General features: G+C 57.9%; 16 protein-coding genes. 6 read left to right on the top strand and 10 right to left on the bottom strand.

The window, feature by feature from the left end; all coding sequences use genetic code 11:
- The coding region (locus tag HMPREF3055_RS01085) for a rhomboid family intramembrane serine protease (RefSeq protein WP_070737421.1) at positions 1-732 on the top strand (732 nt) is incomplete at its 5' end.
- A gap of 58 nt (positions 733-790) precedes the next feature.
- Positions 791-1,603 carry a rhomboid family intramembrane serine protease gene (locus HMPREF3055_RS01080; protein ID WP_005504123.1) on the top strand — a complete coding sequence of 271 codons (813 nt, stop codon included), beginning with the start codon at positions 791-793 and terminating at the stop codon, positions 1,601-1,603.
- Positions 1,604-1,946: 343 nt separating this feature from the next.
- Here the strand turns inward: HMPREF3055_RS01080 and HMPREF3055_RS01075 are convergent, their stop codons facing one another.
- The 5 genes from HMPREF3055_RS01075 to HMPREF3055_RS01055 all read right to left on the bottom strand — a co-directional run bounded on the left by HMPREF3055_RS01075 (position 1,947) and on the right by HMPREF3055_RS01055 (position 6,477).
- Positions 1,947-2,765 carry a shikimate 5-dehydrogenase gene (locus tag HMPREF3055_RS01075; RefSeq protein WP_070737418.1) on the bottom strand — a complete coding sequence of 273 codons (819 nt, stop codon included), beginning with the start codon at positions 2,763-2,765 and terminating at the stop codon, positions 1,947-1,949.
- Between the two features lies 1 nt (position 2,766).
- Positions 2,767-3,087 carry a glutaredoxin domain-containing protein gene (locus HMPREF3055_RS01070; protein ID WP_012902647.1) on the bottom strand — a complete coding sequence of 107 codons (321 nt, stop codon included), beginning with the start codon at positions 3,085-3,087 and terminating at the stop codon, positions 2,767-2,769.
- A 532-nt stretch (positions 3,088-3,619) separates the two neighbouring features.
- Positions 3,620-3,784 carry a hypothetical protein gene (locus HMPREF3055_RS01065; protein WP_005504128.1) on the bottom strand — a complete coding sequence of 55 codons (165 nt, stop codon included), beginning with the start codon at positions 3,782-3,784 and terminating at the stop codon, positions 3,620-3,622.
- A 435-nt stretch (positions 3,785-4,219) separates the two neighbouring features.
- On the bottom strand, positions 4,220-5,617 hold the full coding sequence (locus HMPREF3055_RS01060; RefSeq protein ID WP_070737415.1) for a galactokinase: 1,398 nt from the start codon (positions 5,615-5,617) through the stop codon (positions 4,220-4,222).
- Positions 5,618-5,874: 257 nt separating this feature from the next.
- Positions 5,875-6,477 (bottom strand): TetR/AcrR family transcriptional regulator, encoded by a 603-nt coding sequence (locus HMPREF3055_RS01055; protein WP_049350255.1) that lies wholly within the window; start codon positions 6,475-6,477, stop codon positions 5,875-5,877.
- A gap of 291 nt (positions 6,478-6,768) precedes the next feature.
- Here HMPREF3055_RS01055 and HMPREF3055_RS01050 point away from each other — a divergent pair, with 291 nt between their 5' ends.
- The 4 genes from HMPREF3055_RS01050 (at position 6,769) to HMPREF3055_RS01035 (ending at position 10,723) form a co-directional block, all read left to right on the top strand.
- Positions 6,769-7,680, top strand: coding sequence for a biotin synthase (locus HMPREF3055_RS01050; protein ID WP_070737412.1), 912 nt, complete (start codon positions 6,769-6,771; stop codon positions 7,678-7,680).
- Positions 7,681-7,929: 249 nt separating this feature from the next.
- Complete coding sequence (locus HMPREF3055_RS01045; RefSeq protein ID WP_070737409.1) at positions 7,930-9,672, top strand: cation:proton antiporter; 1,743 nt, start codon at positions 7,930-7,932, stop codon at positions 9,670-9,672.
- A gap of 179 nt (positions 9,673-9,851) precedes the next feature.
- Positions 9,852-10,364 carry a hypothetical protein gene (locus HMPREF3055_RS01040; protein ID WP_070737406.1) on the top strand — a complete coding sequence of 171 codons (513 nt, stop codon included), beginning with the start codon at positions 9,852-9,854 and terminating at the stop codon, positions 10,362-10,364.
- Positions 10,365-10,375: 11 nt separating this feature from the next.
- A complete protein-coding gene (locus HMPREF3055_RS01035; RefSeq protein WP_070674191.1) occupies positions 10,376-10,723 on the top strand; it encodes an ATPase in 348 nt (115 codons plus the stop codon).
- Positions 10,724-10,904: 181 nt separating this feature from the next.
- Here the strand turns inward: HMPREF3055_RS01035 and HMPREF3055_RS01030 are convergent, their stop codons facing one another.
- The 5 genes from HMPREF3055_RS01030 to HMPREF3055_RS01010 form a co-directional block, all read right to left on the bottom strand.
- The gene (locus tag HMPREF3055_RS01030; protein WP_210399370.1) at positions 10,905-11,399 is read right to left on the bottom strand and encodes a hypothetical protein; all 495 of its coding nucleotides are present in this window, start codon (positions 11,397-11,399) and stop codon (positions 10,905-10,907) included.
- A 153-nt stretch (positions 11,400-11,552) separates the two neighbouring features.
- The gene (locus HMPREF3055_RS01025) at positions 11,553-12,326 is read right to left on the bottom strand and encodes an HAD-IIB family hydrolase (protein ID WP_044149982.1); all 774 of its coding nucleotides are present in this window, start codon (positions 12,324-12,326) and stop codon (positions 11,553-11,555) included.
- 172 nt (positions 12,327-12,498) lie between these two features.
- Positions 12,499-13,353 carry a PTS system mannose/fructose/sorbose family transporter subunit IID gene (locus HMPREF3055_RS01020; protein WP_012902656.1) on the bottom strand — a complete coding sequence of 285 codons (855 nt, stop codon included), beginning with the start codon at positions 13,351-13,353 and terminating at the stop codon, positions 12,499-12,501.
- A gap of 11 nt (positions 13,354-13,364) precedes the next feature.
- Positions 13,365-14,231, bottom strand: coding sequence for a PTS mannose/fructose/sorbose transporter subunit IIC (locus tag HMPREF3055_RS01015; protein WP_012902657.1), 867 nt, complete (start codon positions 14,229-14,231; stop codon positions 13,365-13,367).
- Positions 14,228-15,208 (bottom strand): mannose/fructose/sorbose PTS transporter subunit IIA, encoded by a 981-nt coding sequence (locus tag HMPREF3055_RS01010; RefSeq protein WP_070737403.1) that lies wholly within the window; start codon positions 15,206-15,208, stop codon positions 14,228-14,230. Before HMPREF3055_RS01010 ends, HMPREF3055_RS01015 begins: the two co-directional genes overlap by 4 nt.
- Positions 15,209-15,930 lie beyond the last annotated feature (722 nt).

Raw genomic sequence — 15,930 nt, 5'->3', positions numbered from 1 at the left:
TGCAACCGAACAGTCTGCGGCGAATGCCAGGTAGCTCTGGATGTGGGCATGGTCTGCCCCGACTGCTACCGCGACCTCACCGGTGGTAGCTCGAAAGCACAGGGTTCGAAGGCAAAAGGCTCGTTCCTGGCGCGCCACTGGCACATTACGTACACGCTCATTCTGCTGAACGTCGCGATGTACGGTCTGCAGCAGATCATTCCCAATGAATGGGTGGTTAGGCATGGCAACATCTGGTGGCCCTACGTCCAGCACGGCGAGTACTACCGCATCATCACCTACGGTTTTCTGCATATGCAGAATGACCCGATGCACCTGGTGTGGAACATGATTAACCTCTTCATCTACGGCGTGTCCCTCGAACGCATGATGGGGCGCTGGAAGTTCCTCCTCGTGTACCTGGGCTCTATCGTCTTCGGCGCCCTCGGCGTGTACGTGCTGGCGTCTGACACCAGCGTGGTGGGTGCCTCCGGTGGTCTATTCGGCCTCATGGGCTCTTTCTTGACCCTGCTAATCATCAGGAAGCAGAAGGACACCGCACGAGTGTTCGTCATGATTACTGCCCCGAACATCATCTATAGCATTCTGACCCCCTCGAATATCTCCCACGCATGCCATGCGGGTGGTTTTGTCGGTGGTGTGCTGTTGACACTGCTGTTTGTCCCGCTTGTGGATAAGCCCGAGCCTCCTCAACAGCAGAGCCCGCAGCAATGGCAAAACGGCAGGTACTAAGCCTGAAAATACGTGAAAAATCTTCGGAAAATCCGGCACGAAAATCTTTGGAGAGGCAGTGGAGAACTTTCCCAACTACATGAATTACGGGCAGAGCCCCACGGTCTGCGTCAACCACCCCGACCGCGTTAGCTACGCCCAGTGTGGGCGCTGCAACCGAACAGTCTGCGGCGAATGCCAGACGGCGCAGGGCGCGGGTGTAGTATGCCCCGACTGCTACCGTGACCTAAATGGATTCGCCTCGAGCCCGACGCGTTCCTTCATCGCCCGGCACTGGCATATTACGTACACGCTCATTCTGATTAACGTCGTGGTGTACGGTCTGCAACAGATCATTCCATTCCGTTGGGTGTACAACCTCGGCGCGATGTCGGGTCCCAGTGTTCACCGCGGTGAGTACTACCGCTTGATCACGCACGGTTTTTTGCACTCGCAGAATGACCCGATGCACCTGGTGTGGAACATGATTTACCTCTTCATCTTCGGTGTATCTCTCGAACGAATGATGGGGCGTTGGAAGTTCCTCTTCGTATATATGGCTGCTACCCTGGGCGCTGGCTTCAGCGTGTATATCTTCGACTACTACAGTCGCACCGTGGGTGCCTCAGGCGGTGTGTATGGCCTCTATGGTGCCTTCTTCGTGATTCTGCTTCTCAGGAGGCAAAAGGACACAGCACGCCTCTTTATGCTACTCATCGGCATTGATGTGGTGCAGAGCCTCTTCCACCCGCATATTTCCCTCGCGGGACACTTTGGCGGTCTTGTCAGCGGCGCACTAGCAACCCTGCTGATTATCCCGTTCGTGAAGAAACCCGAGTCCTCGAATCCGCCGCCGCAGAGCCCGCAGCAGTGGCTCAACGGCAGGTATTAAGCCTGGAAAACCGCGGAAATCCGGTGCAGAGACACGTTATCCACAGCAGTTTTCCACACTGTGTATAACTACATTCGTGTAATTCCACGAGTGTGAGTACATGTTAAAAACCTGTGGATACAGGCTAAAACAACCGAATTACACGGGGTGAATTACACGGGTGTAAGAGTTTTCCCCAGATTTCTCCACAGATGTGGAAAACCTTAAATACCAGGATGTGTGTAATTACAAAAAATTTCGGCGCGAAGCGCCGGATACAACAAAAAGTGCCCGGAAGGATCAACCTTCCGGGCACTTTCACGTATCGAGCCCCTCACGGGGCGAAGAAGCAGCGGGCGCGAACCTAGTTCGCCTGAGCCTCCGCCTCCTCAACCTCCTCGGGAGTAAGCTCCACGCCGGTGTACAGGCGGAACTGCTCAGCAGCCTGCAGAGCAATCACCTCACCGCCGTGAATAACTTCCTTACCCGCCGTGCGAGCCGCACGAATCAGCGGAGTCTCAACGGGCATCGCCACCACGTCAAAGACCACCTGAGCCTCAGCAATAGCCTCTTCGGGGTAGGACAGCTCCTCGCTCTCCTCACCGCCAGCCATGCCAATCGGGGTCACGTTCACCAGAATCGGTGCACGCAGGTTACCCACCTCCGGCGCCCACGCGTACTCGTAACGCTCAGCCAGCGCGCGGCCGGTCTCCTCGTTACGGGCAATAATCATGCCCTGCGAGAAGCCCGCATCAAAGAACGCACCAGCCACAGCCGCAGCCATACCGCCCGAACCGCGCAGCAGGAACGGCAGAGACGGATCCACATTATGCGAACGCAGCAGGGAGGCCACCGCAATCACATCCGTGTTGTACGCCTTCAAGAAGCCGTCAGTGTTCACAATCGTGTTCACCGCACCAATAACCGCAGCTGAGTGGTCCATATCGTCCATCAGCGGGATAACAGCCTGCTTAAACGGCATAGACACCGAGCAGCCACGAATACCCAGAGCACGTACGCCGGCGATAGCACCCTCAATGTCGGTGGTGGTCATCGCCTTGTACAGGTAATCCAGACCGTGCTTCTCGTACAGGTAATTGTGGAACTTAATGCCGTGATTCGACGGGCGACCAGACAAGGAAATGCAGACCGTCGTATCGCGGTTCAGCGCCGGGCGAGTCATCTTAAGCCTCGCCGCCAGCGTCGAGAGTGTTCTGGATCAGCTTCTTCACCTTGTTGCGGCTCACCAGGTCAGCGACCACAAAGTGGGTGTCGCCGGTATCCACGGTGGGGACGGTTGCGTTGCCGTCGTTGAGGGACTTCACGTGCGCTTCAGCCTGCGGATCCTCCCAAATGTTGACCCAGGTAGCGTGGTCGCCCAGCTCGCCCAGCTTAGAATCCAGAGCCTCGCAGTAGGGGCAGCCGGGGCGCCAATAAATGACGACGCCGCCATCCTTCATGACCTCGCGTGCCTTCTGCTGATCGGACTGCTGACGTTCAAACATAGTTCCTCCATAAACAGGGTGCTCCGCGGTCTCCAGGAGGCGCTAAAACCTGCCTGAGGGCGCAGCTCAATAAGTTGATGTATCAAGCATAGCCTGAGTACGTAGGTGCGGGGGAGAGGCCCTCATCGGGCGAACGCCCGCGCCGCACCCCGGCAACCCGCACAGCACTCCCGCAGAAGCCTTCACCCTGCGCCCCAGAAGCCTTCCCCCGCGCATTAACGGCATACGCCCCACACCAAGGTTGCCGGACCAATGATGCGGGGCGTATACAGTTCGCGAGAAAGCGCGAGCACTTGTGCTGAGTAAGAGTAAAAGAAGAGTGAAAACAGGCTACCAGGCGGTAACCGAAGCTGAGCAATATGCCGAGTGAGTCGGTGAATGAAAGAACCCAGGCGGGGCAGAACGCCCCATTATTCGAGAGAGATGTTGAGTGAAAGCCGTTGAGTGAAAGCCTGTGATGCAAACCCAGGGAAATGGCGCCCTACCCCATGAGGAAGCGAGGCAGGGCGCCAATCCAAAGGAGGCTGTCGCCTTACTTGCCGAACTTCTCGGTCAGCTTGGAGACGTTCTCGGTCACGACCTCTTCAACCTTGGCAACGTGCTCGTCGGTGACGACCTCCTTGCCAGCCTTCTCGTTGATGACTTCCTGAGCCTTGTCGAGGCCCTGCTCAACGGTGCCCTTGATATCGAAGCCCATGGGGGCCTCCTTTCTGCGCTTTCGCGCTCTAAAGCCTCACTCTTGGTGAGGTACCTGCCCGGGGCGGGCAGAAAACTGGAGTGTGATGCTTTGGTGGACGAAACCTGCAAGCTGGGCTTGTATGTGACGGTCGAACCCAGTGTAGATGCTATCCATATGCCGGACTATGCGCATCGAAACTTTACAGCTCACGGATTGCGTCCGTCGATAAGTGTACATACCCGCGAAGGCAAGAAAAACCACCCTCAGAAAACGTGGCGCCACTTTTGACCAACGACCAAAAAATTATGGCTTATCAGCGCGTTATTGCAGGGGATAACCGGAGGAAAATTGCAGAAACTCGCAGGAAACTTCCAGCTATGAATATTGTTCAAAACCCCGAAAAAACGCCCCTGTGACACCCCGCCGATTTATGACAGACCTCAGCGCCCAACCCTACAACACCGGAATATCCGTAGGATCAGCGCCCGCAGCCCAATCATGAGACGCCGCAAAACCAGCAACCATCGGCAAAAAACGAGGCGCCGCATAGCCGCGCACAGCATACGCAGTCGCCACCGCATCCGCGGCAGCCTCCAGCTGAGAGGTCGGAATCAGCGCCATCACCGCGCCACCAAAACCACCACCCACAATACGGGCACCCAACGCGCCCCGATCCAGGCACACCTGCACCGCATCATCAATCTCAGGGCGAGAAACACGCAACTCATCACGCATCGACACAAACGACTCCGTGAAAATACGGCCCGCCTCCTCAAACGCCGCAAAGCCCAACTCATCAGCATGCTGCAACAGATAGCTCGCACGACCCACCAGAGTCATATCGTGGAACGCATGACGCACCCAACCACGCGGGAACGAACACGGACGACCCGCGTCCTCCAGAGCATCCAAGGCACGATTCACCGAAGAATCCACCAAATCAGCACGCCACGCCTTTGCCGCACGCGCATCCATACCCGCACACGACAAATCCTCCGGTAGGGCATCACGCAAAAAACGCAGACCCAAAGCATCAGCGCACGCCTCAGACGCCGCACGACGAGCCGCAAAACCGCCATCCGTCAGCTCATGCGGAGTGTTCGTATCGATCACCAAAAAACTCAGGCCATGCTGGGCAATATCCACCGCAACCGGCTCAATCGAAAAATCACGGAAATCAATCACCAGAGCCTGCTCCGGATACGAACGCAACGACGCCGTCTGATCCAGGCCACCCGTATGCGCGCCAGCCACCTTATTCTCAGCCGTAATACACACCTGAGCCAGACGCGCACGCAACGCATCACTATCAGCCGGGGTAGCATCCGCCTGCGGGCACTCCTCACGCACCGGACACGAGAGCTCCAACAACGCCAACGCCGTCGAACACTCCAAAGCCGCCGAAGATGACAAACCGCCACCCACCGGAACACGAGAATTAATCAGCAGGTCAGCACCAAACTCATCGGGCAGCATAATATCCCTGCCACCCTCCTGATTCATCGCCCACGCAACACCCGCCACATAGGTGAACCAGCCCTTCAAATGACCCGGTTGAATATCGCGAATCACGACCGTGCGCTCATCGCCGGGCATCTGCAAAGAAGCCGCGCGCAACACGCCATCACGACGCAACGCACCCGCCACATAGGTGCGGTACGGCAACGGCATCGGCAGGCACGAGCCACCCAAAAAATCAATGTACTCGCCCAAAAGATTCAGACGCCCAGGCGCAGACCACACACCATCCGGCTCGTAACCATACGCAGTAATAAACTCCTCACGCACGCGCGCAATCTCCGCGCTATGGTCCGGAAGAGCCGCCCACTGGGCGGTAGCGGTCATCGACATGGAACACCTCTGATAAAGCCCAACAGGGCACTAAGACATAAACAACACCCCACCCGCACCAGATACACTCCGGGTACAAGCACGTGTCACCTCTAGACTAAAGCAGAAAACCAGCGAACATCGACTCAGCCGCCAAACCGCACCGGTATCAGCGTGCGGCAGGGCAGCCAAAAGCCAACGCACGCAAAAGCCCCGCACCCTACAAGGGGGCACGGGGCAACATACATAACTAATAAACCAACAGAAGGGCCAAGCGATTACGCATCCTGCGTGTAGGGCTCCTGCACCACCATCATCGAATCAATGGCAGAAAGCAGATCCTGGCGGTAACGGTTAAACGCATTCTCAATCAGAGGAACATCGCCGCTCGCCACAGCCTCCTGAGGCGAAATCAGCGGCAGAGTCTGATACTCCTCCACCAGGCTCAACGCAATATGAGTCAACAAACGAGCACGACGCAGCGCCTCCGCATGACCCAAACCAAGAGCCTGGAACTCATGAGCCATAGCCACCACCGGCTTCAACTCACGCGGGTGCAGAGTCAAACTCAAACGCACCACCTCAGGGCACTCACGAATCGGGTAGAGCAGGGAGAACAGAAGATCACCGCGGCGAATCATCGAAGCGCGAATAGCCTCCGGATTCGGCTCAGCCTCCTCAGACATCGACTTCGGGGCACGAGCCAGAATGTAATCCGCCAACAGAATGAGAAGCTGCTGCTTATTCTTCACGTGGTAGTACAGAGCGCCGGGAGCCACGTGAAGCTCCTGAGCGAGTCGGCGCATGGAAAGGTCCGCCAAACCGTAGGTCGCCAAGACCTCGTAGGCGGTATCTAGAATCTTTTCACGGGAAAGTACCACCCTTTCATTTTAGGGTGTTCAACTCTATATCTTGAGCAAGATGCACCCCGCGGCAAACAAAAACCCAACAAATACGCGGCACAAACCCAAAAAGCAATGTTGATTCTCACTCACCCGGAGCGAACGGTTCGCGTTTCATGAGCGCTTTTGCCACCAAAAACGCTTCAGCACACACAGAATAGGTAGCCGCCCACGCTCTCGGCATAAAATCACGTCTTAAACCGCCCAAAACCGCCAAGACAGGTAAACCTCGCGGGCGAACGCCCCAAAATCAGGTGTTTAATATTCGGTATGAGCAATGCATTTTCTGAACTAATCGAGCGCGCCACCGCAGGCGAAGGCCTCAACCGCGAAGAAATCCACACCCTCCTCGTGGACGGTGACGGACAGGACTTCACCCTTATCGAGGCAGCCTCCGTCGTGCGCCGCAACGAATTCCGCAACATGATTGCGATCCACACCGAAGATGAAGCACTCGCCGACGCCCTCGGCACCCGCTCCATCGCCGTGGACTCCTACGAAGTACTGGATATCTCCCGCGATATCGACTCCGAAGAACTCGCGGCAAGCATTGAACGTATTGCAGAATCCTCCGCCATCGGCGTGACCGTACTACTGCCCGAAAATGCAGTACCCATGATGCTCATGCGCGTGCTGTCCATCCTGCGTCTGGCAGCACCCGCCAAGGTCATCCACCTGCCCGAAGGCTACGAACAGTCCCTGCGCTCGCTGACCTCCCTCGCAATGCACGTGGTCAGCGCCATCACCATTACCGACGACATTGAGCAGTGGCCCATGGTCAACGAGGTACTCAAAGCACTGCGTCACGGCGGCATCGTCATCTCCGGCACCGGTGGACGCGACGCCCTCGCAGGCTACCTGCGTTACCTCTCCGACCTGGGTGTGGACCTCATGGGTCACCGCGATGCACGCGGCTCTGCCTGTGGCTCGGTTGACGGTGGCGGCTGCGGATGTGGCTCGGGTGGCTGCGGTAGCCACGATGAGTCGGCACCTTCCGCCGGTGGTTGCGGTTGCGGCTCGGGCGGATGCGGTTCCTCCGCTGAAGCTCCGGCTGAGGCTCACGGTCACTCCCACGGTGGTGGCGGTTGCTGCGGCGGCCACGACGAGCCCGAACCGGTCGTGGAGGAGGAAGCTCCCGCTGGCGGTTGCGGCTGCGGTGCTGGTGGATGCGGCTCTAAGTAATCCGCTAGAGGTAACTACCCCAAGCAATATATTCCAAATATAGAATTTTCCCCTGAATAACCTACTGAAAAGTGAGGATATTCAGGGGAAAACTCTATATTCCACATAAAGCATTAGGCTTAGAGGTAAACAACGCCACAATAAACGCTGCAGAACCCCCATATCCGAAAAGCGGAATGAGCCCCTCCGGTAGAGTAGAAAGACGTAGCCGACTAACCCTAGCCGCGCGAAAGGAACAACACCGGACCAATGTTTTACCTCTCCGTTATTGTCATCATCCTGATTGCGACCGTGTTCATGGTCAGCGTCGGTGACCGACTCAACCTCCCCTGGCCGGTCATGATGACCCTGCTCGGCACCGCCGCGCTCTTCATCCCCAACCGACCGGACATCACCATCGACAGTGACATCATCCTGCCAATCTTCCTTCCGCCGCTACTGTGGGCCATCGGCGTTAAATTCTCCTGGGGCACCCTGCGCCGCCGCTGGAGATCCGTACTGCTCTACTCGGTCCTTCTCACCACCGTCTCCGCCCTGGCAATTGCCAGCGCAGCCATGTGGTGGGTCCCCGGCATGACCATCGCCGTCGCCCTTGCCGTCGGTGCCGCCGTCTCCCCGCCCGACCCCGTCGCCGTGGAAGCAGTCGCTGAGCCCGTCGGCATTCCCCGCCGCCTCATCGGCACCCTGCAGACCGAAGGTAGCTTCAACGACGCTATCGCAATCGTTCTCTTCCACGCCGCAATCCACTCCATGACCAGCGGCCACCACATCGAGCCGCTCTCGGTCGCCAAGGACTTCGTGCTCGGCTCGATCCTCGCGGTCATTATTGGTTATATCTTCGGATGGCTCGGCGGCTACGTTCGCCAGCGCGCCCACGACGTGGTCACCAGCAACGCCGTGACCCTCGTGATCCCCTTCGGCGCCTACCTCGCTGCTGAAAGCGTGCACGCCTCCGGCGTTATTGCCGTGGTCATCGGCGCTATCCAGTTCACCAGCACCAAATACATGGCGGCACTCGAAGCGGAAGAACGCCTCTCCTCCACCTCCTTCTGGCAGATTATTGAGCTGCTCATGACCGGTGTCGCTTTCGGCCTCATCGGCCTGCAGGCAAGTAGTATCATCGCCACCGCCGACCCCTCCCGTATCGCAAGCCTCTTCGCTGACGGTGCCCTGGTCGCACTGGTCGCCATCCTGGTGCGCCTCATCTGGTTCACCATCGTCTGGCTGGCAGGACGCAAGAACCCCATCCACGAGGGTGCACCCGAAAGCTTTGCTGAAGTTATCGTTATGACCTGGTCCGGCATGCGAGGCCTCGTGACCCTGATTCTTGCCCTGTCCATCCCCGTGGTCAACGGCACCGAACAGGTACGCCAGGACGCCATCGTCATGATGCTCTCCGTACTCTTCTTCACCCTCGTGCTGCCCGGCCTGACCCTGCCCCTGCTCGTGAAGGTCCTTGGCGTGCAGGCTAACCATGAAGAAGAAACCGCCGTACCCGAGCTGCTCCAAATTGCGCAGGACGCCGCCCTTGAAGCGCTACAGGCTGAAGCGAAGGCAACCACCGACCCGGAAACCTACGCTCGCGTGAAGGAAATGTGCTCCGCCATTACCCGCCGAGACGAAATTAGTGAGGCACTGCCCGAAGAATACAAGCAGTACATGGAGAAACTTAAGGACAAGAGGAACGACTTTGTACGCCTGCGCGACGCCGCCCTCGTCGCCGCGCAGAATGAGGTCATTGCGGCGCAGGACCGCTACGACTCCCACGACGTGACCCGCGTGGTGCGTAAGCTGGACATCCTGGCGCAGGCAGAAAGCATCCGCTCCTCCGGCATGTTCATTCTTCCTGCCATGACCGCCGGCGCGGTCGCCATGGAACGCTACAACCTCTGGAAGAAGCACCAGGGCACCCTGAGCACCCGCGCAATCCCCGTGGTGGAAAACGCGCCCGCCTCGCCCCTGGTCACTAACGAGGTAACCCCCACGTCCTAGCCGGTACGCCCGTGCGCGAACACTACGTTTCTGCCCCTGCCTACGCCACCGAGATAAGCCATCTGGTCTTTAGCTCACAGGCGATAGACAGGGGCAGAAGCAGATTAAGCCTCAACTATCACCTAAAATGAGAACCGAACGTTAGCTCTCTCAAACTCACGAACACTTTGAAAGTAGACATGGATTTCAAGACTCTCTCGCCTGCGTACCTGACCTCCCTCGGCGTGATTTTTTGCGGCGCACTCTTGATCGGAACCTCCAACCCCTGGCTCCTGTGGCTCGGCTGGATCCTTCTGATTCTTGCGTTGGGTCTGAACGTCCTTGCCTTTGTGCTGTCCGTGGGTAAGGCGAAGGGTGACCCGATCCCCGCACTGGTGACCAACCTGGACGGTCTTGAGTCCTCCGTTGAGAACCGCATCCGCGAGCGCTCGGAGCACCGCCGTGAAGAGCGTGAAGCTGCTGAGCATGAGGCAGTTGAGCACGAAGCTGCGGCGCAGGCTAACCAGGAAGTAGCTCCCGCTGAGGCTGCTGAAACCGTTGAGGCGACCGAGCCTGCTGAAACTGCAGAGGTCCGCGAGGAAGAGCCCACCGAATCTCAGCCGATTGTTGATCGTGCCCCCGGCCGTATGAGCGTTCTGCCCTCGCGTCCCCGTTCGGGTCGTGCCCCCAAGCCCCGCTCCAACGCACGCTAGGTAGGTCGGTAGTGAATACGAAGTTTTTGCTTTCCCCGGCGTACCTGGTTTCTGTTGCCCTGATGCTTTCCGGTGCGGTGCTTTCCGGTGGTCGGTTCATGCTGATCGGCTGGATTCTGTGCATTGTGGGTGTCTGCTTGAACGCCATGACCCTGGTGGTGCTGACGAATCGTGAGCAGCTGTACACCATGGAGGCGAAGGCTGCCCGAGGCACCCGCCGCGGCTTTGATGACCGCCCCGCTGTGGTGCAGCGATTGGACGCGGCTCCGGCTACTGATAGTGCAGACGAAGGATCTGCGGAGTCCGTCGAGGAAGTCGCAGAAGAGCCTGCTGAAGCACCCGCACAGAAGACTAACTAGGGGTGTAACCCCTAAGACGTAAAAGACCCCCGCAGAGATTATCTGACGTGAATAAAAGACCGTAACCGCCCCCCGTACAGGGGAGTGGTTACGGTCTTTTGCTGTGCCTGAACGCTCACCTCGACTAACGCCAGTCGAATACTTTTGTCTTTTGGGGAGGAGGGGCGAGCGAGCGGGGTCTTTAGCGCTGAGTACCCAGCTTCTGCGCCGCGAAATCCGCGTACTCCTGCACATGCGCGCGCGCCTGCTTGGTCAGAGCCTTATTCTCATCCAGGATGCGCGCCGACTGCGCCGCCATCAGCTCCAGGTACTGGCGGTCGCGGGTCTTCTTCCATGCGGTGCGTGCCGCCTCCAGCTCCGCGAAATCGTTGAGCGCCTGACGCTGCATCGTGTAGCGGATCCACATGAGCACCAGAATCAGCATCAGCGGAATGAGGCACGCCCAGCTCTGCCACAGCCCGTACAGTGCCGCCGCAATGGCACCCAAAACAATCAGCACCGGAGAAATCGAGACGATGGGGGAGTCCGGTTGGTTCTTCTGATTCTTCACGAGTGATTCACGCGCCATAGCGCGGAAGGTGTCAGAGAAGCTGGACGGGTCGTAGGACTGAGCAGGCTCGGCCTGCTGGCTCTTCTGTGACTGATTCTTGCTGGGCTGAGAAGCGGAAGGGCACATAGAAACCTCACGGGGATACACGGGGAGTAACGGGAAAGCGGGTGTTTCACGTGAAACGGGGGAGTAGGCGGCGAGCACGCGCGAGAGAAGCGGCGAGTCCGCGGAGGCGGACTGGCAAGCTCCGCGCTCGCTGCACCGCCGCCTCGGCAGCTTCTACAGGGAAGCCTCAATAAACTCGTACGCCTTATCCACACAATCGGTGGTGACAGCCTTAACCTCATCGGGGGAGTAGCTGAACGACGCCGAACGGTCAGCGTAGCGGTGCATGTCGATATCGTTCCACGAATCACCAATCGTATGCACCTCATAGGAGCTACCCGGATGCTCCGACTGCAGGTACTCCACCAGATGCTGCAGACCGGTGCCCTTCGTGCAGGCGGGCGGCACAATATCCAGGAAGTCCTGGTTCTTGTGGCAGTCCACCGAATCACCAAAACGCTCCAGAATCCAGGTGTACGCCGCCTCGCGGACCTGCGCATCCGGAATCCACAGGGGTACACCCACGTACTCGTGGTTCTGCAGGTCATCAGCCGGCAGGGGAGTGAACTCCGGCAGGATATTCGTCGAGGAGCCCACCCGGTCGCAGAGGCTGTAATCGTTATCCAGGGTCGTAGCGAACAGAGCCACGCCGTCCACGGTGCTGAAATGCTCGTAGCACGCTTGCACAACACTCACCGGAAGAGGCTGATGGTAAATCACCCGGTACTGCCGGTCAGTAATCACCGCACCCGTGTACAGCACGTGGTAATCAAAACGGATGGCGGTCGGGTTCAACGCCAGTTGCGTGGCAAAAATGCTCTTGCCCGTGCACGAGACCGCCAGGTTACCCTCCGCCTGCCAGCGGGCAATCGCCTGCTCAGTGGCAGGCTCCACGGCACGGTTAAACAGGATCGTGCCGTCAAGATCGAAAGCCATCAATTTGGTCATAGAAACTCCTTCGCGGGAGGGCTGCATTGCCGCGAATTGTGCGCCGCAACCCATAAAAAACGGGGGTGCCGCCGGTACTTTTAAGTGTACCGACCGCACCCCCACCACTTGAGATATAGCCCCTGAATCTCACGCCTTCACTGAAGGGTGAAAGGGCTCATTCCTCATATTTTTAGAGAGCCAGGAATCCCAGGTAGGAACCGAGGATGCCCACGCCAAAGAGGGCGAAAATCAACCAGATGGCGTTAATCTTCTTCTTCAGAAGCCACATGCACAGGAAGCACAGACCCAGCGAGGCCAGGCCCGGCAGCAGATCGTTCAGCACGGACTGGACGGTCACATTTACCGTCTCGCCCGCCTGGTTTGTGTAGCTAGTCAGTGGCAACGGAATGTTCACGCTCGTCCAGCGGTACACCAGAGCACCCATCACGAACAGGCCCATCACGGAGGCGCCCTGAGTAATCTTCTGCAGGGTGTTGCCGCCCGCCTCGGTCACAATCTGGGTGCCCTTCTCGTAGCCGTACTTGAAGCCGTACCAGCGGGTTGCCCAACGAATTGCGGTCATGCCGAAGAAGAACAGCAGCGGGCCCAGAATATTGCCGGTCACCGCCAGGGATGCGCCCAGAGCCGCCAGCACGATACGTGCGGTACCCCAGAAAATCGGGTCGCCCACGCCGGCCAGTGGGCCCATCAGGCCCACCTTAACGTTGGTGATGGCGGCTTCGTCAATGTCCTTACCGGCTGCCTTCTCACGCTCCATCGCAGCGGTCACGCCCATAATCGAGGATGCAACCCACGGCTGGGTGTTGAAGAACTCCAGGTGGCGGGTCAGCGCCTCCGCCTGGTCTTCTTTCTTGGTGTAGAAGCGCTTAATGGCCGGAATCATGGAAACCGCGAAACCGATGGACTGCATGCGTTCGAAGTTGAACGAACCGAGCAGGAAGGTGGAGCGGATGTAGGTGTCGACCTTATCGCGCTGGGTGAGCTCGGGAACTTCAACGAGCTCGACGTTCTTGTTTTCAGTCATGGTGATGCTCCTTATTCGAGCTCGTTGTCGAGGTCATTGGCGGCGGCCGGTGCTACGGCGGGTGCCTCACTCTTATGGAAGAGCGGGTTCAGCTGCGTGTACAGCAGGCCCAGGCAGGCGCCGACCAGGCCGATAGCAACCAGGTTGAACTGTGCCGGGGTGGACAGTGCCACGAGGACGTCCTTTGAGCTTCCGCCGGGTAGCGGCACAATCGACTGGGTTGCCGGGATAGCGGCGGCGGCGATGAAGCCGAGGAAGAAGAAGGGCATGAGGGCCTTCGAACGCATCATGTTGATGACCATTGCGAAACCGACCACGGTAATCATGCCACCGGCAATACGCAGACCGATGGTCACCTGTTCCGGAATCATGCCCAGCAGGCGGGTCAGCTCGTCGGAGCTAATCAGCGCCACAATAGCGGTCGGGATAGCCACGCGCAGACCCTGCAGAGCCATACCGCTAATGTGCATCAACTCAATACCGCGGAAGTTAGCCGTCTTTGCGAAATTATCCGCCTGATGCTGGAAGAACACCGTAATGGTACGAACGAAAATGGTCAGAACCTGACCTGCCGCAGCCAGCGGCACAGCAATAGCAATACCGGTGGTGATGTCCTGGTGACCCTGAATCACAACAACAGCGGAGATGGTGGAAGCCAGAGCCGAGTCGGGAGCCATAGCCGCACCGACGTTCATCCAGCCCAGTGCGATGAGCTCCAGTGCGCCACCGAGCATAATGCCGGTAGTCGGGTCACCCAGCGCAAAACCCATCAGGGTACAAGCGACCAGGGGGCGGTGGAACTGACGCTCGTCCACCACGGATGCGACGCCCGCAATGAACGCCACGAGAACAACGAGAATAAACGTCAGGGCGCTCATGCGTCCAGGCCTTTCTGCTTGAGGATCTTTTCCAAATCAACCGGGGAGTGGTTGGGCAGCTGCTGCACCGTCAGCTTCACACCGCGCTTAATGAGTTCGCGGTAGGCTTCCAGGTGCTCCTCGGAGGCGTACACTGCGTCCGAGAGCTGAACCATGCCGGTCTTGAAGGTGACGCCACCAACGTTCACTTCGTTGATCTTGACGCCTTCGTCGAGCAGTCGCACCACGTCAACGGGGGATTCTACGACGAACATGGTCTTCATGCCGGTGTACTTGGGGTTGTTGTACACGCGGCCAGCCTTAGCGATGTCCAGGACGTTGGTCTTCACGCTGGTCGGCGCGACCTGCAGCAGCAGGGACTTGCGCAGCTGATCGTGTGCCGCATTATCGGATGCCGCGATGAAGGTCTGCGGTGCGATATGCGGAACCCAGGTGCCTGCCACCTGACCGTGAATCAGACGGGAGTCGATGCGGGTGAAGATAGCGTCCATGGTGCCGCCGGGAACCTGCTGAGCAGCCGGAACCTCGACCGCCTTGGTCTCTGCGGGCTTCGCCTCGGCGGGCTTGGCGGCTACGGGCTGGTTCGCCTCCTGGAAGGAGCGAATACCCTTAGTGCCAGCCTTGTGCGCCTTAGCGACCAGGGACTTGAGGGTTGCGTTCTTACGGCCTGCGCCGGAGATGACCTCAATAAGCATCGGTACGTTGACACCGGAGACGACGTCGACGCCCTCGCGGGTGGCTGCGAACTGCGCACCGGCGTTGTAGGGGCTACCGCCGAAGAGGTCGACCAGCAGCAGGGTTTCTTCTGCTTCAGATGCCTCAACGATGCGGGTGTACTCTTCGACGAGATCTTCGGGGCCCTGACCCGGCAGGAACGTGACCGGGTGGACGTTTTCGAAGTTACCGAGGATCATGCCGGCGGTCTTCAGCAGAGCCGGAGCCGACTCGCCGTGTGCCGCCACAATGATAGTGACCATAGTGGTCCTCTCGTGTTCGTGACATGGTGTGTAGTGGCCCCGTGAAGGGCCTCATAATTCTCAGATAGTAACACGTTGTTTTTGTGTTTTGTGGGTTTTTTCTGGCTTTGCACACTTTAGGTTCTTGTGACACTTTTTCGCGTGTTGGAATATGGGTTTTTGATGTCAAAACACGTATTTATTGCCAGGGCGTAAAAAATTTAAACAGAACACCGAAAAAAGGTTGTCGACACGGGGAGAAATGCGTTATTTTTGTGAAATTTCAGGAATGACGGCATCTTGCAAGCGGACTGACGAGGTGCTTGTTATGGGATATTTTGGACTGTGATAGTGCAAGAAAATGATTTACAAAGAAAATATCGAACAAAAAATGGGTACGTGAGTCAAAATATGTGGGATTTATAAAAAACCCACATTTTCCTGCGGTCTGTCCACAGAATGGTATTTCTGGAATACGCCGCTATAAACCGTCATTTCAAAATTTAAATCGACGCGCTAACGCGCGAAGGAAAACCCGGGAAAACGACATTTTAGTGACAGATTGTATATATAAATAGCAACCCACCTTTAATGGCCACGTTCCGCCCGGCAGCACCCCTCTAGAATCCTCACTCCCAGGTTTTTCACTCCCAGATTCCCCCACCCGAACCCCTCGCCGGGATTCCGTGGGTATAGATTCCGCAACATAGACTCTGGGGGGGGGGGGGGGGGAAAAAAAAAAA

The organism is Rothia sp. HMSC061C12, assembly GCF_001815755.1.
GTDB classification, from domain to species: domain Bacteria; phylum Actinomycetota; class Actinomycetes; order Actinomycetales; family Micrococcaceae; genus Rothia; species Rothia mucilaginosa.
This window is presented reverse-complemented; position numbering and strand designations above follow the sequence as displayed.